This window comes from Leeuwenhoekiella palythoae (assembly GCF_900130045.1).
Classification (GTDB): domain Bacteria; phylum Bacteroidota; class Bacteroidia; order Flavobacteriales; family Flavobacteriaceae; genus Leeuwenhoekiella; species Leeuwenhoekiella palythoae.
In genome coordinates, this window is sequence record NZ_FQXT01000001.1 from 527,786 (window position 1) to 548,868 (window position 21,083).

18 protein-coding genes are annotated in these 21,083 nt (G+C 40.2%); 9 read left to right on the forward strand and 9 right to left on the reverse strand.

All coding sequences use genetic code 11. The features are described 5' to 3' along the window. Positions 1–19: 19 nt before the first annotated feature. The 4 genes from BUA96_RS02240 (at position 20) to BUA96_RS02260 (ending at position 4,106) form a co-directional block, all read left to right on the forward strand. Positions 20–1,144, forward strand: a complete 1,125-nt coding sequence (locus BUA96_RS02240; RefSeq protein ID WP_072979920.1) for a lactonase family protein — start codon at positions 20–22, stop codon at positions 1,142–1,144. A 287-nt stretch (positions 1,145–1,431) separates the two neighbouring features. Beyond that, a complete protein-coding gene (locus BUA96_RS02250) occupies positions 1,432–2,316 on the forward strand; it encodes a LysR family transcriptional regulator (protein WP_072979924.1) in 885 nt (294 codons plus the stop codon). Positions 2,317–2,386: 70 nt separating this feature from the next. Beyond that, positions 2,387–3,307: a YeiH family protein gene (locus BUA96_RS02255; protein WP_072979926.1), complete on the forward strand. Its 921-nt coding sequence runs from the start codon at positions 2,387–2,389 to the stop codon at positions 3,305–3,307. A gap of 157 nt (positions 3,308–3,464) precedes the next feature. Continuing rightward, positions 3,465–4,106, forward strand: a complete 642-nt coding sequence (locus BUA96_RS02260) for a hypothetical protein (RefSeq protein WP_072979928.1) — start codon at positions 3,465–3,467, stop codon at positions 4,104–4,106. 3 nt (positions 4,107–4,109) lie between these two features. Here BUA96_RS02260 and BUA96_RS02265 read toward each other — a convergent pair whose 3' ends face one another. The 3 genes from BUA96_RS02265 to BUA96_RS02275 form a co-directional block, all read right to left on the reverse strand. Next, positions 4,110–5,744 carry an amidohydrolase gene (locus tag BUA96_RS02265; protein ID WP_072979930.1) on the reverse strand — a complete coding sequence of 545 codons (1,635 nt, stop codon included), beginning with the start codon at positions 5,742–5,744 and terminating at the stop codon, positions 4,110–4,112. A 99-nt stretch (positions 5,745–5,843) separates the two neighbouring features. Then, positions 5,844–7,592, reverse strand: coding sequence for a TonB-dependent receptor (locus BUA96_RS02270; protein WP_072979932.1), 1,749 nt, complete (start codon positions 7,590–7,592; stop codon positions 5,844–5,846). Between the two features lie 43 nt (positions 7,593–7,635). Then, positions 7,636–10,656: a tetratricopeptide repeat protein gene (locus BUA96_RS02275; protein ID WP_072980445.1), complete on the reverse strand. Its 3,021-nt coding sequence runs from the start codon at positions 10,654–10,656 to the stop codon at positions 7,636–7,638. A 233-nt stretch (positions 10,657–10,889) separates the two neighbouring features. Between BUA96_RS02275 and BUA96_RS02280 the strand changes: the two genes are divergently transcribed. From BUA96_RS02280 to BUA96_RS02295, 4 genes are read left to right on the forward strand one after another with little or no spacing between them, the layout of a single operon-like run. Further along, positions 10,890–11,573, forward strand: a complete 684-nt coding sequence (locus BUA96_RS02280; protein WP_072979934.1) for a cell division ATP-binding protein FtsE — start codon at positions 10,890–10,892, stop codon at positions 11,571–11,573. 5 nt (positions 11,574–11,578) lie between these two features. Next, positions 11,579–12,190 (forward strand): hypothetical protein, encoded by a 612-nt coding sequence (locus BUA96_RS02285; RefSeq protein WP_128755711.1) that lies wholly within the window; start codon positions 11,579–11,581, stop codon positions 12,188–12,190. Between the two features lie 22 nt (positions 12,191–12,212). Next, on the forward strand, positions 12,213–13,094 hold the full coding sequence (locus tag BUA96_RS02290; protein ID WP_262490496.1) for a glycosyltransferase family 2 protein: 882 nt from the start codon (positions 12,213–12,215) through the stop codon (positions 13,092–13,094). Further along, positions 13,081–14,010, forward strand: a complete 930-nt coding sequence (locus BUA96_RS02295) for a glycosyltransferase family 2 protein (RefSeq protein WP_072979940.1) — start codon at positions 13,081–13,083, stop codon at positions 14,008–14,010. The genes BUA96_RS02290 and BUA96_RS02295 overlap by 14 nt, the downstream gene beginning before the upstream one ends. Here BUA96_RS02295 and BUA96_RS02300 read toward each other — a convergent pair. After that, positions 14,000–14,389 (reverse strand): sugar 3,4-ketoisomerase, encoded by a 390-nt coding sequence (locus tag BUA96_RS02300; protein ID WP_084673025.1) that lies wholly within the window; start codon positions 14,387–14,389, stop codon positions 14,000–14,002. The two genes, BUA96_RS02295 and BUA96_RS02300, sit on opposite strands and share 11 nt — an antisense overlap. Continuing rightward, complete coding sequence (locus tag BUA96_RS02305; RefSeq protein WP_072979944.1) at positions 14,382–15,551, reverse strand: glycosyltransferase; 1,170 nt, start codon at positions 15,549–15,551, stop codon at positions 14,382–14,384. The genes BUA96_RS02300 and BUA96_RS02305 overlap by 8 nt, the downstream gene beginning before the upstream one ends. On the opposite strand from BUA96_RS02305, the gene BUA96_RS02310 reads away from it, so the two are divergent. After that, on the forward strand, positions 15,520–16,716 hold the full coding sequence (locus BUA96_RS02310; RefSeq protein WP_072979946.1) for a glycosyltransferase: 1,197 nt from the start codon (positions 15,520–15,522) through the stop codon (positions 16,714–16,716). The two genes, BUA96_RS02305 and BUA96_RS02310, sit on opposite strands and share 32 nt — an antisense overlap. On the opposite strand, the gene BUA96_RS02315 is transcribed toward BUA96_RS02310, so the two are convergent. From BUA96_RS02315 to BUA96_RS02330, 4 genes are read right to left on the reverse strand one after another with little or no spacing between them, the layout of a single operon-like run. Beyond that, the gene (locus BUA96_RS02315; protein ID WP_084673028.1) at positions 16,640–17,647 is read right to left on the reverse strand and encodes an acyltransferase family protein; all 1,008 of its coding nucleotides are present in this window, start codon (positions 17,645–17,647) and stop codon (positions 16,640–16,642) included. The two genes, BUA96_RS02310 and BUA96_RS02315, sit on opposite strands and share 77 nt — an antisense overlap. Then, positions 17,641–18,933: an O-antigen translocase gene (locus BUA96_RS02320; RefSeq protein WP_072979948.1), complete on the reverse strand. Its 1,293-nt coding sequence runs from the start codon at positions 18,931–18,933 to the stop codon at positions 17,641–17,643. The genes BUA96_RS02315 and BUA96_RS02320 overlap by 7 nt, the downstream gene beginning before the upstream one ends. Next, a complete protein-coding gene (locus tag BUA96_RS02325) occupies positions 18,926–20,026 on the reverse strand; it encodes a DegT/DnrJ/EryC1/StrS family aminotransferase (protein ID WP_072979950.1) in 1,101 nt (366 codons plus the stop codon). The genes BUA96_RS02320 and BUA96_RS02325 overlap by 8 nt, the downstream gene beginning before the upstream one ends. Continuing rightward, a complete protein-coding gene (locus BUA96_RS02330) occupies positions 20,023–21,024 on the reverse strand; it encodes a GNAT family N-acetyltransferase (RefSeq protein ID WP_072979952.1) in 1,002 nt (333 codons plus the stop codon). Before BUA96_RS02330 ends, BUA96_RS02325 begins: the two co-directional genes overlap by 4 nt. Between the last annotated feature and the right edge of the window lie 59 nt (positions 21,025–21,083).

Consider the following 21,083-nt stretch of genomic DNA (forward strand, 5'->3'; position numbering starts at 1 on the left):
ACTAAAAGCACAATTTTTTATGAAAGCAGCACTGTTGGGACTAAGTTTGTGTACCCTTCTTTCTTGTAAAAACACCGAAAAGAAATCTGAAACTGATATGACTGATACCGCCGCTTCCCCGCGCACAACCTTTTATCTAGGCACTTATACTGATGGTGAAAGTCAAGGGATTTACAAAGCCGGTATAGAAGACGACGGCACCTTTACAAAACCTGTACTGGTCGCAACGACTTCTAATCCATCTTTTTTGGCTTTGAGTGCTACTAAGCATACGCTGCTTGCTGTTAATGAAGACGACCCCGGAATGATCACTTCGTTCGAGGTTAAAAATGACAGTTTGGTTCAACTATCGCAAACCGAAACGGGCGGTGCACACCCTTGTTTTGTGACGCTTAATGAGAATAATGATGTTCTGGTAGCCAATTATAGTGGCGGTAACTTAGGCCTGTTAAAACTGAATGAAAAAGATGGCAGCCTTTCTGCGCTTTTAGATGTAGAACAACATGAAGGTCAAGGAACCACCGATCGTCAAGAAGGTCCACACGCACATTCTGTATGGTTTTTACCTGACGGAAGCGGAATTGTTTCGGCTGATTTAGGAACCAATCAATTATGGTTTTCTAAGATCAATAATGAAACTCAAAAATTAGAACCAGCAGAAAATCAGAAGCTGGACTTCCCGGAAGGTGCGGGCCCAAGACATTTGGTTTTTCATCCTGCTAACGGATTTATTTATGTCTTGAACGAACTAGACAACACCATTGCACAGGTGGGTAAAGAAAATGGTCAATACAGCGTTTTAGCAGTTACTTCAATATTACCCGAGGGATTTTCTGAATACAGCAAAGCAGCAGATATTCACATCAGCGATGATGGTAGGTTTATTTATGCTTCAAATCGCGGACACGACAGTATCGCTATTTTAGAAGTTGATGATCAAGGGGCGCTCTCATTAATCGCTAACGAGCCTACCAAAGGAAAAGATCCTAGAAACTTTCAGATTACACCAGATCAAAATTTTGTGATCGTGGCGAATCAAAACAGCAATAATTTGGTATCCTATACCAGAGATCCTGAAACCGGATTATTGACGTATGCTTCTGAAATTGCTGCTCCTAAACCTGTGTGTATTTTGTTTGATTAGATCTATTTTTTATCTTATCTGAAACAAAATTTTACAACCATGAATCGTTTTACGGTTATATTTCTAAGCTTACTTGCATCTTTTATCTGCTACATAGGAATTTGGTATACGCTACAATGGTTATTTCCAAGTTTTGAGGGCGCAGTTAAAGCTGCAACGTGCGCGGTAATCACTGTATTCTTAACACCGCGAATTCATAAAATAGATTCCCAAACAGGTAAAAAACAAACGTTGATCTCTTGGATGCTTGTTGGAAAAAGTTGGGTCGTTTAGCAATCTGAAAAAATATGCGTACAAAACTTCAGATCTTTAAAGTGGTGGCAAAGCATTTGAGTTTTACAAAGGCCGCCGAACAACTTTATCTCTCGCAACCGGCAGTTTCTAAAGCGATCAAAAGCCTTGAAGAAGAATTTAAGACCACACTTTTTGTACGCAAACGCAATGCCATTGAACTTACCGCAGAAGGCAAAGCATTTCTCATTCATACGCAAAAGATCCTGAGCATTTATGCGGAAATGGATGAGCAATTCACGCATAAAAATGAAGCCTTTCCTGAGGCCATAGATATGGGAGTGAGCACCACATTGTCTGACTATGTGATTCCCCAAGTGATCGCTCAATTCAACTTAAGATTTCCCAAAACAAAGTTTAGTATTCGAGCTGCTAATACTGAACATATTGAGAAGCTTATTTTAGATGAAGAAATTCATTTTGGCATAACCGAAGGCAATACCAACAACAACAAATTATCGTACACTAAATTTTTAAAGGACGAGATCGTGTTGGTGACCAATGCCGCAAATACCAGCGTTAAAGAAAATGCGATCGCATTGAAAAAATTAAAAGATTTACCGTTGGTCTCACGCGAATCAGGCTCTGGAACACGGGAGGTTATTGATTCATTCTTACAACAACACCAGATCAAGTCTATTGATCGCAATATTTTGTTTAACAGCACTGAAGCCATTAAAAACTTTTTATACCATTCTGAACACTTTGCGCTGCTCTCTATTCATTCGGTGGCAGACGATTTAAAGAATAACCGTCTCAAAATCATAGATATTAAAAACTTCAGTATTGAGCGCTGGTTCTACTTTGTACGGCGCACGGGTTATCTTTCTAAAAATATAGATTATCTGGAGCGCTTCATTCAAAATAGAAATAACTTTTAGTTATCTATAAGAACAAATAAGATTCCTCAAAGGCATTTCAGTCAACGTATTTTTGTGTCAAATTATTGATATGAAAAGTCGTTATTCTAAGCTTATATTCTTCGCATTGATCCTACTAGCACTAAGCGGGGCCTTTACAAGTCCATTAGCTTTAATTGCCGGTTTTCTATTCAATCTATTTTTCAAAACACCCTACCGGCAAAAGCAGCATCAGGCTATAAATTACTTGCTCAAATTTGCAGTGATCGGGCTGGGCTTTGGAATGTTTATTTCTGAAACCATCGCCACCGGAAGCAAAGGTTTCAGTCTAACGTTGAGTACCATCGTTCTTACGGTCTTTCTGGGATTTATATTGACCAAATATTTAAAAATAGATTTGCGTCTGGGCCATTTGATCACCTCAGGAACGGCGATCTGCGGCGGAAGCGCGATCGCCGCGATCAGTCCTGCGATCAAAGCCAATGCAAAAACCATAAGCGTTTCACTAGCGATAGTTTTTATGCTGAATGCTATGGCGTTATGTATCTTCCCGGTGTTGGGGCACGCATTTCATTTGAGTCAAGAGCAATTTGGTATCTGGTGTGCTGTGGCGATACATGACACCAGTTCTGTAGTTGGTGCAGCCTTGCAATATGGCGAAGAGGCGCTCAAAATTGCAACCACCGTAAAACTTACCCGTACGTTGTGGATCATCCCAATGGCGGTGTTCTCTATGTTTTATTTTAAGACGAAAAACGAACGTGTGCGCATCCCCTATTTTATCATTTTCTTTGTACTAGCCATTTTAGCGCACAGCTATCACCTCCTACCCGAAAGTTGGGCCGAAGGATTAGTCTTGCTATCCAAACGATTATTGCTTGTATCGCTTCTATTGATAGGTATCAACATTTCGTTGAAAGATTTTAAAACCATCGGACTCAAACCTGTGGCGTTAGCTTTAGTGTTATGGATATTTATTGCTACGTTTTCGCTGTTGTTCATTCTGTATTGAAGTAGTATTTTTTTCTCGGTATGGTAAAATTCTGTATGAAGCTTTTTAAGTTTTTAATCCGGATTATTGAGTAAATCACATTAGCGACGCAACCATTTAAGCAACTGAACATCATATAAATAAGCGCAAATTTTGATATGATTGAAAATGTCTACTTATGAAAAAAATCTACAATTATCTCTTCTTGTTAATTCTTTTGATAAGCTTAGGATGCAGTGAAGACGAAGCTATAAACGTTGATCTGTCTCAGTTTGAATCGATCACTGAGCGTTTTCCCTATGCCGATCTTACTACAAATATTGCTTACGATTACTATGAGCTGTTGTACTCTTTTGATACCCCTGGCAATGAAGAGCTCATCGTTTCTGAGGGAAGTCTTTGTGTGAATGCGTCAAATACTGATGCGTGTATTGAATCGTTCAACATGCTCGAAACTCCGTTTGGTTTCGCCGGAAGCTGTCTGCCCTCCTATTGCTTTTTATACATCAAATTTCAACATGGCGATAACAACACTATCCTAAATACGCCGGAACAATTATTGACATTTTTAGGCACGATAGACACCCGTTCTGAGGCAATACTTTGGGCTAACGCTAACGGTTATTTTCACAGTTTAGACATTAAAGAAATAGGAGCTATAAAGGCAACTGATGATCACTTTGAACTTTTAGTTTCTGAACTTGTAAGTGGCTGTCTTCCATACCAAAGTGACCAAGTTCATTTGCGTATTGATGCAGATGGTAAAATTACTGAGTTAGACAGAGCTGTTTACTCCTACGCTAAAAATAGCTGCATCTAATACTTATTTTACCTGCTTTCCGCCTAACCAAGTCTGATTCACTTCCAGATCAGGAATAGCATCTTCTTCGATGGTCATGATATCTTGATCCATCACGATGAAATCTGCAAACTTACCGGCTTCGATACTGCCTTTTTCCTTCTCTTCAAAATTGGAATAAGCAGCCCAAATCGTCATACCGCGCAGGGTTTCTTCACGCGAAAGCGCATCTTTTTTCTGAAATCCGTCTTGCGGGTAATGCTCTAGATCCTTTCGAGCTACAGCGGCATAAAACGTGTAAAATGGATTTACCTGCTCTACAGGAAAGTCGGTACCTAAGGCGATCATTCCGGCTTCGTCAAGCAGTTTTTTATAGGCGTATGCTCCTTTCATTCTACGCTCTCCTAAACGGTCTTTTGCCCAATACATATCACTGGTTGCGTGGGTAGGTTGTACAGATGGTAAAATATTATCATCAAAATAATTAAAATCATCCGGTGAAATAACTTGCGCATGCTCTACTTTCCAGCGGCGATCAGATTGACCTTCTAAAGCTTCGGCATAAGCGTTTAAGATCACTGTGTTTGCAGAATCTCCAATCGCGTGGGTATTCATCTGGAAATCTGTTGCGGCAAGCTTTTTTGCCAAGGCTTTGATATCTTCTACCGGAGTAACCATCGCTCCATAGTGATCGTGGCGGTCAGAATACGGCGCGCGTAACGCGGCACCACGCGAACCTAAAGCACCATCACCATACACCTTTACCGAGCGTACATTGAGCTTTTCGGTTTTTAAAATTCCGTTTTCTATAAAGTAATCCACATCTTCCGGACTGTTACTGATCATTACATACATACGCATACTCAAGGCATCTGCTTGCTGAAGACTATCGATCAACATAATGGTGGCACGATCAAGTCCTGCGTCATTCACCGTGGTCAAACCATAATCAAAGCAGTAACGTTGCGCATCTTTTAAAGCCTGAATGCTTTGCTCCCGACTTAATTTTGGCATTACTGCGTAAACTAAATCCATTGCATTATCAATGAGTACGCCGCTTACTTTACCATTTTCTTTGATGATCTCACCGCCTTCAACTTGTGTATTCTTATCTATTTTAGCCAGTTCCAAAGCCTTTTGATTCACCAAAAGCGCGTGACCATCTATACGCTGTAAAGCAACAGGAGTATCAGGAAAAACAGAATCTAACTTTGATTTATTCGGAAAATCCTTAACCGCCCAATCGTTTTGATCCCAACCGCGACCAAAAATAAAAGAGGAAGGTTTTTTCTCGTGAAAAACTACTAGGCGTTCTAGGATCTCTTGGTAACTTGTAGTTCCCACCAAATCTGCATTCTGAAGACTTTCGCCAAAGCGATAAAAATGACAATGCGCATCAATCAATCCCGGAAGCACGGTTTTACCCTTGAGGTCAACCGTTTCTTTTGCATTATACTTTGCCTGAATAGAATCCGTTAGCCCTACTGCGACAAACTTCCCGTCTTTTACCGCAAAAGCTTCCGCCTTAGAAAAATCAGTATTTACGGTGTAAACCGTTCCGTTGTAAAAAATAGAATCTACTTCCATTTTATCAGTCGGTTTTTGATCACAACTCAGCAATAAAGTAAAAATGGTAAAACCTAAAAGTATAGCGCGCATAGTCAAATTTTTGGCGAATGTACAAATTAAGACATCATCTTGTAAAACAAAAAAACTCCCTAAAAAGGGAGTTTTTAAAATTCATAAGTCCTAAAAGTATTACCAGTCAAAACGGTACGTAGCGCCCGCCATACCTTGCAGCCCTTGTACCGGATAGTTTACCCAGCGCTGGTAGTTGTTACCTAAGGCATTATTAACCCGTGCGAAAAAGGAAAGTTGATCGTTCACACGATAACCGGCGTGTGCATTGGCATCAAAATAACTTTCTAATTCAACCAACTGTGGATTAGAACTTATTGAGCTTGTTTGCACATCTACCTGGTCTTTACGAGCACCAACATAGAATAAAGTTACACCGGCAAACCAGTGTTCATCAATCTGATAATCTGCAAAGAATGAGGCTTGAAAATCAGGTAAATTCCAGGCTTCTTCTTCTAGATCTGTAGTATAACTAAAGGCCTCCCCATTGATGCGCATTTTTAAATTGCTATTGACATCAAAATTGAGTTCTCCAAAAATCGAAAGCGTTTTGAGGTTTTCATTTACGATGCCAAATGAATTGCCATACTGGTAATTTTCGGCGCCGGCCAGTGTTGCTTCACTTACTGACCTGTAATTGTTTTTATAGAGCAAACGGTTATCTTCCGCTAAATAACTCGCGCGCAAGTTATAGCTCATTGCGCTGCTTAATTTCCCTTTAATTCCGGCAAAAAGATCATATTTCTGATCAGTTGGAGAAAGGGAATCTAATGTGGGTGAAACAAACGGATTTGCAGTAGCGAGCTCTTGATAGCTATTTTGGATTAAGCCACCTTCAAGACCACCGTAAGCGATAAAATACTCGTCAACTACATTGTAAGAAGCCTGCACACTAGGATAAATATTAATATCAGTCTCATCTGCATCCGGATTAAGATCTGCAGCTACATTTACCCCAAGATCAAGCGTAAGATCATCTAAAAAGATCTGCAAACTAGGATTTGCGCTTGCGATAAGATGTGTATACTCAATAGCCTCAGAATTCTGGTAATTGCGGTCAAAACTTCCATTTAAATAGTCAAGATTAAGATCAATACTGATTTTCTGATCGGTAATCGGGATCATAAACTCCGGAGCAATTACTGCTCTGATTTCGCTCGACTCGTAAGAATCTCCAAAGTATCCTACACGAGCAGTTGCGCCCTCAAAAAAACCTTCATTAAACTCAATACCTCCACTTAATCCTGCCTGAAAATAGCTGTGCACGGGATCAATATTTTGAACCAAAGTTGGTGACGCCGAAACAAACTCGTCAAGCCCATACCAGTTGTACAATTTATGCCCTAAGTCAAGATCAGTGTACCAATTAAAATCACGGTTTCGTGAGGTATAGTTTAGGTTCAGATCAGTATCATAAAACTGGTTATCCAGCACCACGCCATCAATATCGCCTTGAGACGAGTTATGGTTTAAATAGATTCCGAAATTAGAATCGCGATCGATTTCAAAATTGCTGTAAAATTCGGCCAAAGCGGTGGTATAGGTACCAAAACCTAAACGCACATAATTATCATAAAGTTTGACCGGCTTTGCCTTTTCTACTTGAGCAGCTTTACCTTTTGCAGGGGTAAATGTCGAAGCAACCGGCACCGAAAAAATACCATAGGTCACTTTTTTCTTTGCCGTATTTACCGAATCATTAAGCGCCGGCGTCGCCTTAACTTTAAACGCATCACCAATTTCTGGCGTATAGGGTTTTACAACATTTACGACTTCGGTGCCCAGATTATCTTTTTCCTGAGCGTGTACAAACCCGATTCCGGCGAGCACAAAACTGAATGTAAAAATTGATTTTATCTTTTGAATCATAACTGATTTTCTAATTATAGGTTGATTACGCATAGCTACAGAATTAATTACCTTCCTCTAAAGAAGAGTTGGTTTTAGACTCTGCTGCTTTAATGCGCTTAAGTTCCTGTTGCGCTTCAGCCACAACTTGCGGATAATCGGTAAAATTGGTGATCACATTATCTAAGATGTAAGTCGCTTGGTAGGCGTCATTCAACTCATAAAAGTTTTTAGCCATCAGGACTAAACCTTTAGCGCCATATTCTTTGTAACCGCTATAGTCTTTAGCTAATTTTTGTACCGAAGTATTAGAACCGGCATAATCGCCATTCTTATTTTTAAAATAAGCATCGTAGTATAAAGCTTCTGCTGCTAAGGCTCCGGTTGCAATTTTGGAAACCTCAGCATAAGCGGTTGCTGCTTTGCTTTCATCACCGGTTTGCATCGCGCTTCGGGCAATGATCACTTGTGCATCACTTTTTACTTTGTTATCGATTTTTGAATTAGCTAATACCTTATCTGCATAACTTACGGCATTTGCATATTGCTGCAATTCGTAATAGGATTTCATCAAGTTGCTTTGCGCAAAAATCACATTCTGTGCGCTATCTGCTTCGGTCTCTAAACGTTTTAAAACAGGAACGGCATCAGCATAATTACTTTCACTTAAATACACCTGACCTAAACGTGCCAAGGCTTGTTCGGTAAACTCGCTACGTTCTTTGTCGATCACATATTTATAGTGCGACTTTGTTTTTGCATATTCATTCTGACCAAAATAAAGTTGACCAAGATAAAAATGTGCTTCCATCGCACGTTGTCCGTTGGGATATTCTCTCAAGTATTTTTCAAAATTCTGAATTGCCTGTGCGTTGTTACTTCCTACCAATTGCTGCTCTGCTGAAGAGAAAGCCGCATCATCTAATTCTGAATCTTCAACCGAAATATAATCTAGGGTATTGGCCCATCTTCCGTATTCATCAACCTGACCTTTGTCTATATAAATAAGTTTTGCCGAAGCTACTGCCTGCACACCCTCTGGCGTTCCTGGATAGTCCTGAGCCACACGCTTGAATAAATTCAACGCCTGATCACTTCTACCGGTATTGTCATAAATAAGCGCTTTTTTAAGCTGGGCTTTTGCAGCGAACTTGCTTTTTGGAATCTCCCGCACTAAGCGATCATAGGCTTGAATACCGCGCTCATTATCACCTGTTGCAACATAGGTGTTTCCTAATTCGTACAACGCATCATCTCTGTAGCTCGACTGCGGAAACATATTAGCAAAGTTGCTTAAGCCTTCGATCTTTTGTGCGTTGCGATCTACAAAACCGTAGCTTATAGACTTCTGAAAAGTCGCATAGTCTTTATTTCCACCAGGCATTGCGATAGCGGCATTGTAAGCTTCCATCGCAGGCCAGTATTCACTTTCGATAAAGTGACTATCACCCAAACGCATAAAAGCATCCATTTTTCTCACATTATCATCGGTTCCCGAGGTCGTAAACTGACTAAAATATTTTGTCGCCTGATTGTAGTTTTTCTTCTTGAAATAGGCATAGCCTAAATTATAAGCGAGGTTGTCATATTCTGGTAATGCTCGCGCCGCACTGTTTTGCTCAAACTGCTTAAACGTCAACAACGCATCATCGATACGATTAATGGTGTACTCACTTTCGGCTTTCCAGTATAATGCGCGTGCGGTGAACTCCGGAGTGCGTGGTTCACTTAAAGATTTTTCAAAATTGATGATGGCCTCTTGATAATCGCCGTCATTATAAAGTTCGATTCCGCGGTAAAAAGCCACTTTTTGATAGGCTACTTTATCTTCAAAATTGCGGTTGTTCTCAATGAGTTCCATCGCTCCTTCATAATTCTTAGAAGTGATGTATGAGTCGATCAATAAGGTTTGCAATTGCTGACGCTCAGGAGTGTCAGGATATTGCTCTAAATAGTTACCAATGGCTTGCGGAGCCGGCTCATACGCATTCCCGATCTCATAACTTAACTTGGCATAATTGAGTCCGCTATCTTCTTTGATCTTCGGCTCAAAATCCATTTGATAAGCATTTCTAAACGCGTTTAAAGCTTCCTGCTTTTTTCCGGTTTGTAAATACGCATCGGCAAGGTGGTAATAGGCATTTTGCGCAACGCTGTTTTTTCCATCAATAATTTTATTGAACTCCCCAATTGCACTGTCATAATCGCCTTGCTTGTAATAGGCATAACCTAATTGGTAATAATCGGTATTCGTCCATTTTCCACGTTTTCCACGGTATTCCTTTAAATACGGAAGCGCTTCATCAAATTGGCCTAAGTTGAAATAACTCTCTCCAATAATCTTATTCAACTCCGATTGATCGAGACGGTTTGCAGTAGGCAGTTGTTCTTTAGCCAGCTTGATCGCTTCTTCAAAATTACCTTGCTTAAAATTCAAGTCGGCTTTAAAATAGCTCAGGTCTTCGCGGGTTCCTTCTTCGGCTTCAACTTCTTCAAAAAGCTGACTTGCCTCTTCATAATTATCATTCTCATATGCCATAAAACCTTCATAATACTTCGCCTGCGCTCCGTACTTTTCAGAATTACGCACACGGCTGAAATATACCTTAGCCTCTTCCGGCCTGTTGGTTTTAAGATGAATGTAACCCATATTAAAATTGAAACGCTCCAATTCGCTCCAATTCAATCTTGACAGGTCTACTTGCTCATACCAGCGCTTAGCTACCGAATATTTCCCATTCTCATAGTAGTAATCGGCAACATCTTTATAAGCAGAATTACGTTTGGTACTCGTAGGGTATTCTTCAACAAATTTTTGCATCGCCGCATCTGCTCCACTTTGGTTGAGACGCACGGCAGCATTTGCGATATAATAGGCACAATCTCCCTTGATCGTGGGATCTTTAGCTTCCTGTTTTATTTCGTTGAAAAGTGTTTGCGCTGCGAGGTATTGTTTGCTGTTATACAGCGAGAGCGCTTTGTTGTATTTTGCCAGATCGTTAGTAAATGCGGCAGACTGCTGTGCCGTGAGAACCGGCAAGGTCAGCAGCGTGAGGAGCCCTATACAGGCATATTTCTTGATCATATTTTCTAAGTTAAGTTGCAAAAGCAGCACGGTCAAAAGTAGGTTTTTTAACAAGTGACTACTGTTAATAACGTTACAAAACTAGGATAATTATATCTACAGTAGGCTTCTTAAAAAGAACTTCCTTTTAGGAAATTCACCCGCCAATTCAATAGACTCTAAAGCTACTATACAAATGAAATAGTTATTGTACTTTTGACGTTAGCTAATTGTCAAATATTAGAAGCTTTTTTATGTCTACACCGGTATTGCAACTTCAAAACGCCTCGATTTTTCAACGTGAAAGCCTTATTCTTTCTGAAGTAAGCCTCACGATCAATAAAGGCGAATTTGTGTACCTCATAGGTAAAACCGGAAGCGGTAAAAGTAGTTTTATGAAGACCCTGTATGGTGATCTTCCACTACAGCAAGGTCAAGGAACCATTGTAGACTTTGACCTGACGACTTTAAAAGAAAAGCAAATCCCGTATCTACGCAGAAAGCTAGGTGTTGTATTTCAAGACTTTAAACTGCTAAATGATCGCACCGTAAAAGAAAACCTCAAATTTGTTTTAAAAGCTACCGGCTGGAAAAATCAAAGCGAGATGGACGACAAAATCGATAAGGTGCTGGATAAAGTAGGAATGAAAACCAAAGGCTTTAAATATCCTTACCAACTTTCTGGTGGTGAGCAGCAACGTGTGGCTATCGCGCGTGCGCTTTTGAACGACCCGGAATTAATTCTTGCCGATGAGCCAACCGGAAACCTCGATCCGCAAACCTCTGTAGAAGTAATGGGCGTTTTGCAAGAAATCAACAAAAACGGAAATACCATTCTAATGGCGACGCACGACTATGCATTGCTTTTAAAATACCCTTCTAAAACACTCAAATGCGACGGCAATAAAATCTTTGAAGTCGTACAAAAGACGATTTAGCGCCTATGCCCAAGATTGTGTTCTCCATACTGATCTTGTTTTGCCTGACTGCAACAGCACAGCAAAAGTATATGGACTATAACAATCAACTCATTTCAGAGCGTGATCTTGAACAGCATTACAAGGGCAGAAACTATTTTGCTATTGAAACCTCCATTCCTAACGTTACTAAACTCATTTTAAGAACGCAGGAAGACACGCTGCAACAAGTTGAAAGCCTCTACGCGCATCTTGAAGAAATTACAGGGCAGACTTTAGAACGTGATAAAATGCTTGCTATTATTTATTATCCGGGGCTTGACACTTGCAATGATAGAGGATCGATAAATTTTGGTACAAGAAAATTATGGTACAAAGAAATGGAACGTAAACTCAATCGTATAGCTGATATTAATACTGTTTACATTTATAAAAATGATGAGGGCTTAAAGAAATGGAGAAAAGCCAATTGGACAGAAGACAAAAATCAAATCATTGAGCGACTGTTTTTTAAGTATCATTATCCCTGCGGAAGTTTTACGGTTGTACATCCTTCAGGGCATTATAAAAGCGGTTTGGGTGAATATTCTAAAAGCTGGGTCTGGAAGTTAACCGAAGACCTCGTTCAAGCACATTAAGACTATCGCACTTTCCATTCTCATACCCGTCTATAATGTTGCGCTAAACGATTTGATCAAGCGCCTGATCCCCCAGACCGAAAAATTACAGATTGCCTTTGAGATTCGTATAGCTGATGATGCTTCTACAGATGCTGAAATTCAGAAAGCAAATGCGCTACTAGCAGAACAAAATCAGTGCATTTATACCGTATTCCACGAAAACCGTGGTAGAACGGCAACACGGCATTTTCTTGCGGAAAATGCATTGTACGATAATTTGCTTTTTTTAGACGCAGATGTACTGCCCACAAAATCTGACTTTCTTCAAATCTTTGAACAAAACCTAGGCCGTGCGCAAGTGATTTTTGGCGGAATCGCGTATCCCAAAATTCTACCCGATCCCGAACGCGCACTCCACTACACTTACGGAAAAAGCCGCGAAGGCCGGTCGGTTTCCAAGCGCAAAAAAAAGCCCTACTTATCGCTGGTTAGTCAGCATTTATTGATTGACAAATCGGTTTTTCTTAAATACAATCCCGCCGAAGAAAACGCCTATGGCTTAGACCCTTATTTCGCTCATCGTCTGGAGCAGCACCAGATTTCGGTTTTACATATAAACAATCCTACGACGCATTTTGGTTTAGAAACTTCGGCTTCTTATGTATTAAAAACGCATCAAGCTTTACAAACCTTGGTGCGCTTAGAACACGAAGAAAAAATGCCTAGAAATTATAGGCCTTTACAACGTGTAGCCCAGCAGGTAGTAAAACGAAACCTTCAGCATAAAATACTGCGCCTTTTTAAAACGTACGAGCATCATATTCTCAAAAACCTCTGCGGAAACAATCCCAGTCTGAGACTTTTTGACCTGTACCGCCTTTGCTATTATTTAAAGCTAACTTTGGAAGATGAGAGCAATTAGCATCATCATTCCGGTTTTTAACAAAGAAGCTTATCTGGCGGAAACCATTACTTCTGTACTGAAGCAAACCTACACACATTTTGAAGTTCTTCTTATCAATGACGGCTCTACTGATTGCAGTCTGAAAGTTATGCAGCGCTTTAAAGATGCACGCATACGCATCATTGATCAAGAAAATCACGGACTATCAAAAACCCGGAATCGCGGTGTTGCAGCTGCTAAAAACGAACTCATCGCGCTTCTTGATGCTGACGATCTTTGGTTGCCCGATCATCTGGAACACCTTGTAAAACTCTCTGAAAATTTTCCGGATGCGCAGCTTTTTGCTACCGGGTATTGCGAACTTTTCAACTCCGGAAAAACGGTAAAACCAAAAATAAACACTGCTCAACATGAGCCTTACCAAATCACTGATTTTTTTACCGAAAGTCTGTATCAACCTTTGGTGATTCCCAGTACACTAGCATTTACAAAAGCAAGTTTCAACTTTCTTGGCGGTTTTAATGAAGCAACGACCTATTCTGAAGATGTTGATTTTTTGATCAGGGCTAACCTTCAGTTTAAAATGGCTTATGATCCTAAAATAACCTGTCATTACCGCACGGGAGTCGCAGGTCAAATCAGCAGTTTGAATAAAAGTGATCTGCAAGTCCCAAAGTTTGGGCAACTCTTAAGGGCACATCCCGATCATCAATCCTTACATATTTACATTCATACCAAACGTTATTTCCTGTGTATTTTTTATAAAACTGAAGGTCGTCTGGATCTGTTTAAAAAACTTAAAGCAAAACTAGACCCTTCCATTTTGAATAGTAAGCAACGTTTATTGCTAAATGCACCGCGCTTCCTGTTGATTAGTATCAGAAAAATAAAAGTGTTTTTACTTAAAAAAGGAATCAGACTTACTACTTTTTAAACTGAAGAAATTCAGCGAAATCCCGTATATAATCTGCTTCGACAAAAACAGCACTTGCGAGCACGAGACAAATACCTCCGCTCGAGAAGTTGTCCAATTCGCGCCAGTATCCATTAGGAATCAACAAACCTTCATCAGGTTTATTGAGCGTGTAGGTTTGTTTTTTAGTTCCATCATGAATAAGCACATCAAAACTTCCCGAAAGTGCGATCAAAAACTCGCTCTGCTCCCGGTGTGCGTGACCGCCACGAGAAGCACCACTAGGCACATCATATAAATAGTACACCCGCTTGAACTCAAAAGGCAATATGTCTTTTTCCAGCACCGAAAGATTACCTCTTCGATCTTCTATTTTAGGGAGTTTTATGCGTTTAATCATCATACAGCGCGTTGAGATAGCTTTGCCATTGCGGGGTCACTTGTGTGATGTCAAACTTACGAATACTCTTTTGGCTAGCAGCTTTAAATCGGTTTCTTGTGGGTTCATCAAGCGCCAGCCTGTTCATCGCCTCCTTTAAAGCTTCAAAATCCTGATGCGGAACCAGAATCCCATTAGTCCCATCAAGAAGTTCACGCGGACCGGTAGGACAATCTATTGCAATTACCGGAGTTCCGCACGCGAGACTTTCTAAGATCACCCGCGGAAAACCTTCAAAAGCACTGCACAAAACCGTAAAAAGCGCATGGGCTACATACGGTTCAGGATGTTTTACAAAGCCTTTAAAAATAATCTTATCAGCAATCTTTAAATCTTCGGCAAGTTGCTGAAGTTCTGAAAGCATTTCACCTTGCCCCAAAATATACAGGTCAATTCCTAGTTTTGGCAATTCACTTTTTGCATAGGTTTCGATGAGTTTATCAAATTGCTTCACCCCTTTTTGTAATCTTCCACTTGCTAAAATATAAGGCCGAATTACATCGTCAGGAGAAGTAAAGTCCTGCTGATAAGCAGATACATTAATCGCATTGGGAATCACCTTAATTTTTTGAAAACCGAAACGCTGCTCAATAGACTGCTTCATAGCCTCAGTAAGCACACAGATTCCCGCTTCTTTAAATAGTCTCTTGGCAGCAAAGTCGGGCTTCGGAAAATAATAGTTCAAATGTGAACTGCGCACCATAAAGACGACTTTAAATCCCGGATACAAATACCGCTGAATGCAATATTCCTTTAACGCATTGCGACGCATTCTAAAGTCGAGAACAACATCAATTTCCTGCTCGTACAGGTATCTTTTAAAATGCTGAAACCGTTTTAACTTATTGAAGACGCCGTTAGTTGCATTCTTATATTTCCCCAGATTATAAAGCCTACCTGAAAACTCATAACCAATTTTATCGGTGATCGTGACCAGATGTACAGCATGACCTGCTTCAGTAAGCATTTGCGTCAACAAAGCCGCCGAACGTTCTGCACCACCGCCGGCGAGTGATTCAACGAGAATACAGATATTTTGAGGTTTTGATTTCAGAGTTTGTGTATCTTTTAGCTTTAAATGTAGCGCATTTATGAGAATTCTTTTAGTAGGAGAATACAGCAATTTACATAACAGTCTGAAGGCAGGATTACTCGCAAATGGGCACGAAGTCACCCTCATAAGTACCGGTGATGCGTTTAAAAAATTACCTTCAGATGTCCTGATTAAAGCAAAACGCATAGAAGGCAGTCGTCTTTTGCAAACACTTAGAAAAGGTATTTTTGAATTGACCAAATTTGATCTTGCTACACTAGAAATAGGTTATCGCGTCCTCGATTGGTTGGTTGATCAAACCCGATTTGACGTCATTCAGCTTATTAATGAATATCCTTTTAAAACGCCGTATTTTATTGAAAAACGCATCGTAAAACGTCTACGTCAACTTACCACTAAATTGGTAATTTTAGCTTGTGGTGATGATTACATTTACTTAAATAACATTGATAAACTAGCGCATCATCCCATTTTACAACACCCGGATATCGACTTTCCGTACAGCGAAAAATACTTGACTGCGACACACAAGAAGTATCACGAATTCGTATTTGAGCTGAAAGATTTGGTCATCAGCACAGATCTGGATTATCACCCTATTTATAAAGGTCGAACAGATTATTATGGTTTGATTCCAAATCCGGTAAATCTGAATAACTTCAGCCGTAACCAGCCAGAAAAGCAAAACCGAATCGTTATTTTTCATGGGGTTAATCGAAGTAATTACTATAAAAAGGGTAATTATTATTTTGACTCGGCTTTGTGCATCATTCGGAAAAAATTCAGTGATCGCATTAAAATCATTTGCGTAACTAGTTTACCTTATGCACAGTATTTAGAGTCTTACCGCAAAGCAGATATCATACTTGATCAAACCTATGCCGAAGATCAAGGTTATAATGCCTTGGAGGCGATGGCTCAAGGAAAAGTGGTGTTCACCGGCGCCGGAGCTTCGTTTTGTGAGCGTTACCAAGTAGCGCCCAATAGCGTTGCGATTCACACCATTCCGGATGCTAAAAAAATTGCTCAAGACTTGGAAGAACTTATTCTTAACCCCCAACGAATCGCTGAAATAGGAACACGTGCTAAGCGATTTGTTCAAGAACATCACAACCATTTAGAAGTCGCTGAACACTATGTTAGCGCGTGGAACAGTATTAAAAATGACGACGCAGTTTCTGCTTCATCGGAAGCTCAAAAAAGCGATACGAAAAATAGCAAACCAGCAGAATGAGCATAAAACTCATACTGTAAAATTGCCAATCTGCAAGTGTGATTTCAAAATGGTTCACAGCGCGGCGTGCGTATCTCAAAATAAGCTGATGCCAGAGGTAAAACCCAAAACTAAGATTGCCTAAAAAGAGAAATACCGGTTTTGAAAGCAGTTTTGACAACGCACCTTTCTGCTGCGCAAAAACTCCGATCACAGCCAACATCGGCAACCAGTAATACACAGAATATCTTAGTACTTTCGGAAAAAGAGCTGCGGAAGTATAAAAGATCACAAGCAGTACAAGCGACCCACTTTCATACCAAGTAAATCTCGAATCGAACCTTCCGAAGGAAGCTTTCTTTAAAAGCTGATACAGCAACATTCCTAAAGCAAAATCAAAAAGCCGCAGCAACGGATTGATGTAGAAAAACCAGTGTTGCAGTTCCTGTGGAATGATATACATCAAACTTAAAATGAGTAGAAAAAATAAGCTAAAAAGGCCACAAATGCTTCGATGCGTATATTTTCTGAATCCACATAACAACACGGGAAACAGCGTATAAAAAAAGAATAAATCTGAAATACTCCATCCCAAACTGTTGAATGCAAAGTAATATTCGGCATTTGGGATAAAGCTTTGCAACATAAACAAATTTGCCACAAACTGAAGCATCCACTGTTCTGCATTACTCGCTAAAAATCCCAAACTCAACGGAACCGCAGCCAACAAAGTCAACACATAAAGCGGATATAATCTGCTTAAGCGCAATTTTAAAAACCGGCTTAAACTGATTTTCTGTTCCGCGAAGCGTTCGGCATACACATAAGACAGGATAAAACCACTTAACGCGTAAAAAAAGGCGTGACCTAATGCATCCTGCAGCACGTCTATATGATGTAAAAACACCAAAAAAGCGAAAACAAATCGTAATGAGGCCAGAGATTTTAACACAACTTACCGAATAAAGCGTTTCGAAAAATAAACAATAATACCAGTAAATAAAGCACATAGCTCAGCAAATGCCCCATTGCTGCGCCCACAAAACCGTAATCCTGAATAAAGAAGACGCTACTAAAATAAATAATACTCAGCGAGAGCACTTGTGTACCTATAAAAAGCCAGAATTTATTTTTTGCCAGCATTTGGTAGGCGATCACCAAACTTGCGACTCTAAAGAAATCACCCGCCAACTGCCAGATAAAAACAGGCTGCATACCTAAGAAAGAAGGGCTGTAAACCAACCGGATAATCCAGGTTTTTATAAAGAACAGAACGATCAATCCCGCTCCAAATAGTGGTAAAAACGTCTTGTAGAACCGAAATACTTCAGCTCTGAATTCCTTTTTTGATATCGCAGCAGACAGTTTCGGTAAAATGTAAAGTGTAAGCAAGGTAGTCGCAAACATCAAATAATAATCAGACAACCGGAGCATCGCATCCCAATAACCAGCATTGGCTAGTCCGTCAACTGCAATGATTTCTTGGCGAATCGCAATGTACACCCAAGGAGAAACAATTGCAGAAAACAGGGTCATTCCGCCGTAAGAAGCTAATCTTCTAAGCATAGAGCCATCAATCTGTTCTTGAAGCAATTCCCTAAAAAGACTTCGCTTTTTCAAAACAGTGCTTAGGGTAATGAGTAAACCAATACCCGCGCTTAGCACCACGGCGAGCATCGCCCCATAAAGCTGATAGTTAATAATTAAAATTGCGCTAAGTGCTACACCAGCCACGTTGGTGATACTGTTGATCAGAATTACCTTTTTGTAATTGCCAATGCCGTTGATGATGTTAAGCATTAAGGCATTGAGTGTAAAAAACGGCAGCACCACTGCAAATACCTTAATGATCGTGGTGTAATTTATTTCAGCATTAAAAACTTGGGTATTGATGACTGAAGCCGTAAAAAATAGCAAAACACCCAAAAATACCGAAGCTAGAAAACCGACTTTCAAAACCGTACTTATCAGTTTTTGTAACCGGGTTTTATCTGTTTTGAATTCGGCGCTGTATTTGATCACACCGTTGCTGATGCCCAATTGCCCGATGCTTTGCAACGAACTTATAAAATTGCGTAAATCGCCCAGCACCGCCATCCCGGAGGCCCCCAAATAAAAAGCGATTAGTTTTGAAGATACTAGTCCGCAAACCAAGCGTACACCAACACCCATAGCATTAAACGAACTGACTTTAAGCAATACGTTTTGTGTGATAAGTTGGCGTAAAAACTTAAGCATTATACAGATTTAAAATGCTGATGATTTGAGTTACTTCTTCAGCATTTAAAGTTGGATTCAAAGGAATACTCACGCAGGTTTGAGCCACCTTTTCGGCTAGCGGAAAGTTCAAATGATTATAGGCTTTCAAAGCTTTTTGTTGATACGGCGGAATCGCATAATGCACTCCAAAACCGACTTCAGATTTTTTTAAATAACTGAGGAAATGATCTCGGTTTTCTACCAGAATGACAAAGAGATGAAAAACGTGCTGCGCTGAAGTATCCCAAAACGGCAAAGTGATTTTCGGATTGGTGATCTCTGCTAGGTAACGTGTTGCGATCGCTCTGCGTTGCAGATTTTCTGCATTCAAGTTTTTCAGTTTTTCACTTAAAAAAGCCGCTTGTAAAGTATCAAGACGCGAATTAAAACCGGCATAACTATTTTCAGCAAAAGAGGTTCTTCCATAATTGCGCAAGCTTTTAATAAGAGTTATCAAAGTTTCGTCATTAGAAGTTACTGCTCCGCCGTCTCCCAATGCACCCAGGTTTTTAGTAGGGTAAAAACTGAACGCTGCCGCATCGCCAAAACTTCCTGCTTTCTTGGTATCCAAAGTAGCTCCGTGCGCTTGAGCCGCATCTTCGATAAACAATAAATTGTGCTTTTGAGCATAAGCCGCAACAACTGTTACCGGGCCTAGTTGTCCATATAAATGCGTGATCAAGATTGCTTTTACAGAAGAATTAGGCTCGGGTAGCTGCTCTAGATCCATATTAAAGGTGGAGGTTTCAATCTCGACAAAAACCGGTTTTAAACCCGCGTGTATTACAGCAAGAACGGTCGCGATATACGAATTGGCCGCCATCAAAACGTCGTCGCCTTCCTTCAGTTTTCCTAAGTACTTATAGCCTTCGAAAATCAATTGAAGCGCATCAAGACCATTGCCCGTTCCTAAACAGTAGTTGGTACCGCAGTAGTGAGCAAACTCGTGTTCAAACCGGGTTACGGCCTCACCAAGAATATAATCGCCCTGGTGCAGCGTATTTTTAAAAGCAGCCGTGAGCACTTCTTTATGAGGCGCATTGAGTTTCTTTAAATCTAAAAATGGAATCATAACAAAACATTTTCAAGTTTAAAGCTATTCTTCGTCTGCAACCTATAGGTACGCTGAATCCTGGTGCGTGCGCCAAAAGTTTCCTTCCAAAACTGCAAGCCAGCATTGAGTTTAGTTCCTGCCTGCTCATTTGAAGTACCAAAATCGAAATACCATTTATGAGAAAAATGAAACTCTATCAGCTGCTGAAATAAGAAGTCTAAAGCACCTTGTTTTTTACCTTCAGGAGTTGCTGAAATATATTGCACGTGCGCCACCACTTGCGTTTCAAAAATGGTCGCGCCTGCTAAAAGTTGGTTTTGCGCATCTCGCACTTGAAATTGATGAATATTGTATTTGAAACGCTTTGCAAGCGTTGTAATTTCTGCTAAAGAATGTGTGGGTTCGGCATCGTGCTGTGCTTCGAGATTTGGGATCAGCACTTGGTCCCAGAAGGGTTCAAAGTCAGTTGTTTTTTGGATGGTAAATCCGGCTTTGACAGCTTGATTCACCGCATTTTTTCGCGAACTATTCAATGGAATACGATTGCGGTAATCGATTACCGCTGTGGTCTCAGCCTTAATGAGTTTAGCTTCGGTGAGAAAAAGAAAGTAATCCAGTTCGTCTCCCGGCAACTCCTGATAAAATTGCGGTAGCATTTTAAGTTCGAGCTCTTCGATTCCGCTTTGCGAAAGAAAACCAAGAAGTTCTTTAAATAACTCCAAGACTTCTTTCAGTCTAATTTCGGCATCTAAAACGAGTCCGCCATACGTCAAACCTTGATGCGAATAAAGCGTAGCTCCTACTCTATTTGCCGGCAAAACAGCACGTAGTTTTTCATCCTTAAAGATCAATAAACTGAAATCTTCAAAGCGGTCTTGATGGTATTGCATAAAATCCCGCTGAAACAAAAAAGACGTATTTTTTGAGCCTTTATAGGTTCCGTTTAGAGAAGCGGCAAAACGATCCCAACGCGATTTATATTCCCGGGAATATGATATGATCTGATACTGTGACAACGTGAAATTTTAAGGGAAAATACAAAAATAACCTCCGTTTGAAGCAAACAAAAAAGCAC

Excerpts from the sequence above, each read along its gene's own strand:
- BUA96_RS02240 (WP_072979920.1), top strand. The coding sequence starts at position 20 with ATGAAAGCAGCACTGTTGGGACTAAGTTTGTGTACCCTTCTTTCTTGT.
- BUA96_RS02275 (WP_072980445.1), bottom strand. The coding sequence starts at position 10,656 with ATGATCAAGAAATATGCCTGTATAGGGCTCCTCACGCTGCTGACCTTG.
- BUA96_RS02255 (WP_072979926.1), top strand. The coding sequence starts at position 2,387 with ATGAAAAGTCGTTATTCTAAGCTTATATTCTTCGCATTGATCCTACTA.
- BUA96_RS02325 (WP_072979950.1), bottom strand. The coding sequence starts at position 20,026 with ATGATTCCATTTTTAGATTTAAAGAAACTCAATGCGCCTCATAAAGAA.
- BUA96_RS02300 (WP_084673025.1), bottom strand. The coding sequence starts at position 14,389 with ATGATTAAACGCATAAAACTCCCTAAAATAGAAGATCGAAGAGGTAAT.
- BUA96_RS02270 (WP_072979932.1), bottom strand. The coding sequence starts at position 7,592 with ATGATTCAAAAGATAAAATCAATTTTTACATTCAGTTTTGTGCTCGCC.
- BUA96_RS02265 (WP_072979930.1), bottom strand. The coding sequence starts at position 5,744 with ATGCGCGCTATACTTTTAGGTTTTACCATTTTTACTTTATTGCTGAGT.
- BUA96_RS02320 (WP_072979948.1), bottom strand. The coding sequence starts at position 18,933 with ATGCTTAAGTTTTTACGCCAACTTATCACACAAAACGTATTGCTTAAA.
- BUA96_RS02285 (WP_128755711.1), top strand. The coding sequence starts at position 11,579 with ATGCCCAAGATTGTGTTCTCCATACTGATCTTGTTTTGCCTGACTGCA.
- BUA96_RS02295 (WP_072979940.1), top strand. The coding sequence starts at position 13,081 with ATGAGAGCAATTAGCATCATCATTCCGGTTTTTAACAAAGAAGCTTAT.
- BUA96_RS02280 (WP_072979934.1), top strand. The coding sequence starts at position 10,890 with ATGTCTACACCGGTATTGCAACTTCAAAACGCCTCGATTTTTCAACGT.
- BUA96_RS02250 (WP_072979924.1), top strand. The coding sequence starts at position 1,432 with ATGCGTACAAAACTTCAGATCTTTAAAGTGGTGGCAAAGCATTTGAGT.
- BUA96_RS02260 (WP_072979928.1), top strand. The coding sequence starts at position 3,465 with ATGAAAAAAATCTACAATTATCTCTTCTTGTTAATTCTTTTGATAAGC.
- BUA96_RS02310 (WP_072979946.1), top strand. The coding sequence starts at position 15,520 with ATGAGAATTCTTTTAGTAGGAGAATACAGCAATTTACATAACAGTCTG.